Consider the following 5,554-nt stretch of genomic DNA (forward strand, 5'->3'; position numbering starts at 1 on the left):
GCTCGTCGACCTGGGCGCCGACCGCGCGCAGCATGTCGACCGTCATCCGGATGTGCGGCAGCGAGGGCAGCGTGGCGCCCACGTGCCGTACCTCCACGCCCTGGTTGAAGCGGGGCGCGGACAGCAGCAGGGCGCTGACGAACTGGGAGGACGAGGAGGCGTCGATCTCGACCGTGCCGCCGTCCAGGCCGCCGGAACCGTGCACGGTCATCGGCAGCGCGCCGCGGCCGTCGTCCTCGATCCGGGCGCCCAGCGCGCGCAGCCCGTCGATCACGCCGTGCAGCGGACGCTCGTGGGAGCGGGGGTCGCCGTCGAAGCGCACCGGGCCGTCGGCGAGCGCCGCGACCGGCGGCAGGAAGCGCATGACCGTGCCCGCGTTGCCGACGTCGACGGACGCGTGGCCGCGCAGCGGGGCCGGGATGATCCGCCAGGCCTCGCCCGTGCCGTCCGGACCGACGCCTTCCTCGATCCCCACCCCGAGGGCCCGGAGCCCCTCGGCCATCAGCAGGGTGTCGCGGGAGCGCAGCGGGCGGCGGAGCCAGCCCGGCTCCGCGGCGAGCGCGGCCAGGATCAGGCCGCGGTTGGTGACCGACTTCGATCCGGGCACCGTGACGGTCGCGTCGACGGCACCGCGCGCGAAGGGGGCGGGCCAGAGGTCGTCGGACGGGCCGGAAAGGAGGGGATCGGGCTGCTGCGCGGGGGAAGCTGCGGTCATGCCCTCACTGTACGGGGGTGTCAGAACGGCAGGAGCCAGCGGCAGCCGCCGATCAGGCAGCAGATCGAGACCGTGTGGAAGAAGAGGAGCCACACCCCGGCCGGGACGTGGGTGAGCCGCGCGAGCTGGTCGGCGTCCGAGTCGGGGGCGCCGCCGCGCCGCCGCCTGACCTGGAGCTCGAAGGCCGGCCGGACCCCGCCGAGGAGCAGGAACCACACCACCGCGTAGGCGAAGAGGGCCTGGACCCCGGGCCCGGTCAGCCAGGACACCAGCAGGAAGGCGGCGCCGGTCACGAGGACGGTGAGCACCCCGTACGCGTTGCGGATCATCACCAGCATCGCCAGGAGCAGGGCCGTCGCCGCCCACAGCAGCAGGGTGACCCGGCCGGCCCCCAGCAGGGCGGCGCCGCCGAGGCCGAGCAGCGGCGCGGCGGTGTAGCCGGCGGTGAGGGTGAGGACCACACCGAGACCCGTCGGCCGGCCCCTGGTCACCGTCAGACCGCTGGTGTCCGAGTGCAGTGTGATCGCCTGGAGACGGCGGCCGGTGGCGAGCGCCACCAGGGCGTGCCCGCCCTCGTGCGCGATGGTGATCGCGTTGCGGGCCAGGAGCCAGACGCGGCGGGGCACGGTGACGGCGAGGGCGGCGACGGCGGTGGCGATCACCAGCCACTCGGCGGGCGCCGCCTGCGGGCGGAAGAGGTCCATCGTTCGGGCCGCTCCTCGGAGGTCGTCGGATCGTGGCAGTGTGGCACGTATGTGCGGACGGTATGCAGCGAGTCGGCGCCCCGAGGACCTCGTCGGCCTCTTCGGGGTGGAGAAGTGGGAGCCGGAGGAGACCCTGGCCCCGGACTGGAACGTGGCCCCGACCAAAGACGTCTGGGCGGTACTGGAGCGCCCTGTGAAGGACGCCGGATCGCCGCGGCCGGTTCGCCAGCTGCGGCGCCTGCGCTGGGGGCTCGTCCCGTCCTGGTCGAAGACCTCCGAGGGTGCGGCCCGGATGATCAACGCCCGGGCCGAGACCCTGCACGAGAAGCCCTCCTTCAAACGGGCCTTCGCCTCCCGGCGCTGCATCCTGCCCGCCGACGGTTACTACGAGTGGGTGACGGGCGCCGACGAGCGGGACCTGGAGGTGGAGGGGAAGCGGAAGCGGCCGAGGAAGCAGCCGTACTTCGTGACCCCGGCGGACGGCTCGGTCTTCGCGATGGCCGGGATCTACGAGTTCTGGCGCGACCCGGCCGCCCCCGAGGGCAGTCCCTCCGTCTGGTGGGTGACCTGCTCGGTGATCACCACCGAGGCCGAGACCGGCCCGCTCGGCGTCGCCCCGGCCGAGGGCCCGCGCTCGCTCGCCGACATCCACCCCCGGATGCCGCTGATGCTCACCCAGGACCGCTGGGACGCCTGGCTCGACCCGGCGCGCACCGGCGAGGACGAACTGCGCGGTCTGCTCGCCCCGCCCCCCGGCGGCCTGATGCGGGCCTATCCGGTGGCGACCGCCGTCAGCAACGTCCGGAACAACGGACCCGAACTTCTGACGGAACTGGAGGGGCCCGAGGTGGGCACCCTCTTCTGAGACGCGCCCCCGGCCGGGCCCCGGCGTCCGGCCGGGGGCGGCAGGATGGGGATGTGACTCCGTACGAGACCGAGACCGTCCCCACCGATGCCGGCGAGGCCCGCGTCACCTGGCGGCCCGCCGCCGAACCCCGGGCCGTCCTCGCCCTCGGCCACGGCGCCGGAGGCGGCGTCGAGGCCCGCGACCTCCAGGCCCTGGCCGGTGCGCTGCCCGCGCGGGGCGTGACCGTCGCCCTGGTCGAACAGCCCTGGCGGGTGGCCGGCAAGAAGGTCGCCCCCGCCCCCAGAACCCTCGACACCGCCTGGCGCGGACTGTGGCCCGCCCTCGCCCGGCCCGGCCTCCCGGTCGTCGCCGGCGGGCGCAGCGCGGGTGCCCGCGTCGCCTGCCGCACCGGCCGTGACCTGGGCGCACACGCCGTCCTGGCGCTCGGCTTCCCGCTCCACCCGCCCGGCAGGCCGGAGCGGTCCCGCGCGGAGGAACTGCTCGGCACCGGCCTGCCCACCCTCGTCGTCCAAGGCGGCAACGACCCCTTCGGGCGGCCCGGCGAGTTCCCCGCGGGCCCGTACGGGCTGGTGGAGATCGCGCACGGCGACCACGGCTTCGCCGTCCCCAAGCGCGCCCCCCTCGGCCAGGAGGAGGCCCTCGCGCTCCTCGTCGAAGGGGTCGCCGACTGGCTCGCCGGAACGCTCCCCGCGACGGGAATGCGCGGCGCCTGACCGCTGTTGTCCAAGGCGTCGGTGTGAGAGTGAGAAAGAGGGAGTCCGTCGCATGGGTTCGACCATCTGCCCGGAGCGGACGCAGGCCGCTGACCTCGACTGGACAGTGCTGCCCGCGCCCAAGGTCGCCCCTGTTCGGGGGGCGGGCGGAGGGGTTCCTCGTCTATCCTCCGAAACGAGCGGGTCCGCGTTCGGGCTCGCCGCCACGCTGGAGGAGGTGGGTCCGGTCACTGGGACCGACACAGGGACCGACGAAGGCCCCGAGGAGACGACCGAGGAGCGCAACGCGCGCTTCGAGCGGGACGCCCTCGGCTACCTCGACCAGATGTACTCGGCCGCCCTGCGCATGACGCGCAACCCGGCGGACGCGGAGGACCTGGTGCAGGAGACCTACGCCAAGGCGTACGGCTCGTTCCACCAGTTCCGTGAGGGCACGAACCTCAAGGCGTGGCTCTACCGCATCCTCACGAACACCTTCATCAACTCGTACCGCAAGAAGCAGCGCGAGCCCCAGCGGAGCGCTGCCGAGGAGATCGAGGACTGGCAGCTCGCCCGCGCCGAGTCGCACATGTCGACCGGTCTGCGCTCCGCCGAGTCCCAGGCGCTCGACCACCTCCCGGACTCCGACGTGAAGGAAGCGCTCCAGGCGATCCCCGAGGAGTTCCGCATCGCCGTCTATCTGGCCGATGTCGAGGGCTTTGCGTACAAGGAGATCGCGGACATCATGGGTACGCCCATCGGTACGGTGATGTCCCGGCTGCACCGGGGCCGCCGCCAGCTGCGCGGCATGCTCGAGGACTACGCCCGCGACCGCGGGCTGGTTCCCGCGGGCGCCGGAGAGTCGTCGAACGATCTGAAAGGCTCGGGCTCATGAGCTGCGGAGAGCCGCACGAGACGGATTGCTCAGAGGTCCTGGATCATCTCTACGAGTTCCTCGACCATGAGATGCCCGACAGCGACTGCACCAAGTTCGAGGTGCACTTCGAGGAGTGCTCCCCGTGCCTGGAGAAGTACGGCCTGGAGCAGGCGGTGAAGAAGCTCGTCAAGCGCTGCTGCGGCAGTGACGAGGTCCCCACCGACCTGCGCGCCAAGGTCATGGGGCGGATCGAGCTCATCCGCTCGGGTCACGCGGTGCCCGAGCAGGACCTCACCGCCCCCGGGGCCCCCGCCCCCCAGGAGTAGCACCTCGGGCGCCGCGCGCCCGGGCCGGACGAGCCGCCGCGATCCGTTCGCGGCGGCTTTTCACGTCCGCACGCATACATCAGCTTGTATCACCCGATGGTGCGAATCGGCGGCGGACGCCCGCCGCCGGCCGCCCCACTCGCTAGCGTGGCCGGGTGACGCTCGTGAGGGACGTTCCGCGCGCGGCCCGCCTGTCCGTCGGCTGCGCCCTGCTCGCCGCCGCGGCGTGCGCCCTGCCCGCCGTGCGCCCCGGCGCGCACACCCCCTGGGGGACGGTCGCGCTCCTCGCCGCCCTGTACGCGCTCTGCGAGGTACCCGGCCGCTGCCCGCGCCTGGGCCGCGCGGGGGACGGAAGCCTGCGCCTGGGCACCGGCTCGTTCTTCCCCGTCCTGCTCGCGGCCGCCCTGCTCCTGGACCCCGCGGCCGCCGCCCTCACCGCCCTGCCCGGCAGCCTCCTCGCCCGCGTCGACGAACCGCCCGCCGCCCTGCGCCGCCTCTGGCGGGCCGCGGCCACCGCGCTCGCCGTCTGGGCCGCCGCCCGCGCCGCCGCGCTCCTCGGCGGGCCCGCCGCCCTGGGCCACGGGGCGCACGCCCCCGACCTGCCGTACGCCCTCCTGCCCGCCGGCGCCGCCGCCCTCGCCTTCTGCCTCACCCTCACCGCCCTCGAAGGCGGCATCCGCGCCGCCGCCGACGGGCTGCCGCCCGGCACCGCCTGGCGCGGCCTCCTCGGCCGCTCCCTCGCCCCGCACACCGTCCACGGCCTCGCCGGACTGATGACGGCCGTGCTCTGGCGCAGCACGTACGGGCCCGTGGCGGCCCTCTTCGTCCTGCTGCCCATCGGCATCTCCTGCTGGGTCTTCGCCCAGTACCACCGCGAGCGCGCCGCCCACCAGGCCACCATCCGCGCCCTCGTCCAGGCCGTCGACATCAAGGACCGCTACACGCGCGGCCACAGCGAACGCGTCGGCCACGCCTCCGTCCTGATCGCCCGTGAGCTCGGCATGCCCGAGGACCGGCTCGACGTCGTACGGTTCGCGGGCATCCTCCACGACGTCGGCAAGCTCGGCGTGCCCACCCGGGTGCTCCGCAAGGACGGCCCCCTCACCCCGGAGGAGCGCCGGATCATCGAACTGCACCCCGAGTACGGGCACGAGATGGTGCGGGGCATCGGCTTCCTCGGGGAGGCGCGGTCCGCGATCCTCCACCACCACGAGCGCATGGACGGCACCGGCTACCCCTACGGGCTGCGGGGCGAGGAGATCCCCGAGTACGCCCGGATGGTCGCCGTCGCCGACGCCTTCGACGCCATGACCTCCACCCGCTGCTACAGCCGCGCCCGGCCCGTGCCGGCCGCCGTGGCGGAGCTGGAACG

At 74.3% G+C, this 5,554-nt stretch carries 7 protein-coding genes; 5 read left to right on the plus strand and 2 right to left on the minus strand.

The features are described from left to right. Together RIF68_RS25750 and RIF68_RS25755 are read right to left on the minus strand one after the other, a co-directional pair. On the minus strand, window positions 1-715 hold a 715-nt coding region (locus RIF68_RS25750), incomplete at its 3' end, for a 3-phosphoshikimate 1-carboxyvinyltransferase (RefSeq protein ID WP_375165738.1). Between the two features lie 20 nt (window positions 716-735). Then, on the minus strand, window positions 736-1,419 hold the full coding sequence (locus tag RIF68_RS25755; RefSeq protein ID WP_309053688.1) for a M50 family metallopeptidase: 684 nt from the start codon (window positions 1,417-1,419) through the stop codon (window positions 736-738). Window positions 1,420-1,468: 49 nt separating this feature from the next. Here RIF68_RS25755 and RIF68_RS25760 point away from each other — a divergent pair, with 49 nt between their 5' ends. The 5 genes from RIF68_RS25760 to RIF68_RS25780 form a co-directional block, all read left to right on the plus strand. Further along, a complete protein-coding gene (locus tag RIF68_RS25760; RefSeq protein ID WP_309053691.1) occupies window positions 1,469-2,284 on the plus strand; it encodes an SOS response-associated peptidase in 816 nt (271 codons plus the stop codon). A gap of 53 nt (window positions 2,285-2,337) precedes the next feature. Then, complete coding sequence (locus RIF68_RS25765) at window positions 2,338-3,000, plus strand: alpha/beta family hydrolase (RefSeq protein ID WP_309053689.1); 663 nt, start codon at window positions 2,338-2,340, stop codon at window positions 2,998-3,000. A 217-nt stretch (window positions 3,001-3,217) separates the two neighbouring features. Next, on the plus strand, window positions 3,218-3,874 hold the full coding sequence (locus RIF68_RS25770) for a sigma-70 family RNA polymerase sigma factor (protein WP_056558039.1): 657 nt from the start codon (window positions 3,218-3,220) through the stop codon (window positions 3,872-3,874). Further along, window positions 3,871-4,182 carry a mycothiol system anti-sigma-R factor gene (rsrA, locus tag RIF68_RS25775; protein ID WP_309053690.1) on the plus strand — a complete coding sequence of 104 codons (312 nt, stop codon included), beginning with the start codon at window positions 3,871-3,873 and terminating at the stop codon, window positions 4,180-4,182. The genes RIF68_RS25770 and rsrA overlap by 4 nt, the downstream gene beginning before the upstream one ends. Before the next feature lie 164 nt (window positions 4,183-4,346). After that, on the plus strand, window positions 4,347-5,554 hold a 1,208-nt coding region (locus RIF68_RS25780; protein ID WP_309053692.1), incomplete at its 3' end, for an HD-GYP domain-containing protein.

Origin of the sequence: Streptomyces sp. (genome assembly GCF_031178505.1) — a bacterium.
In the GTDB taxonomy this organism is placed as follows: Bacteria; Actinomycetota; Actinomycetes; order Streptomycetales; family Streptomycetaceae; genus Streptomyces; species Streptomyces gulbargensis.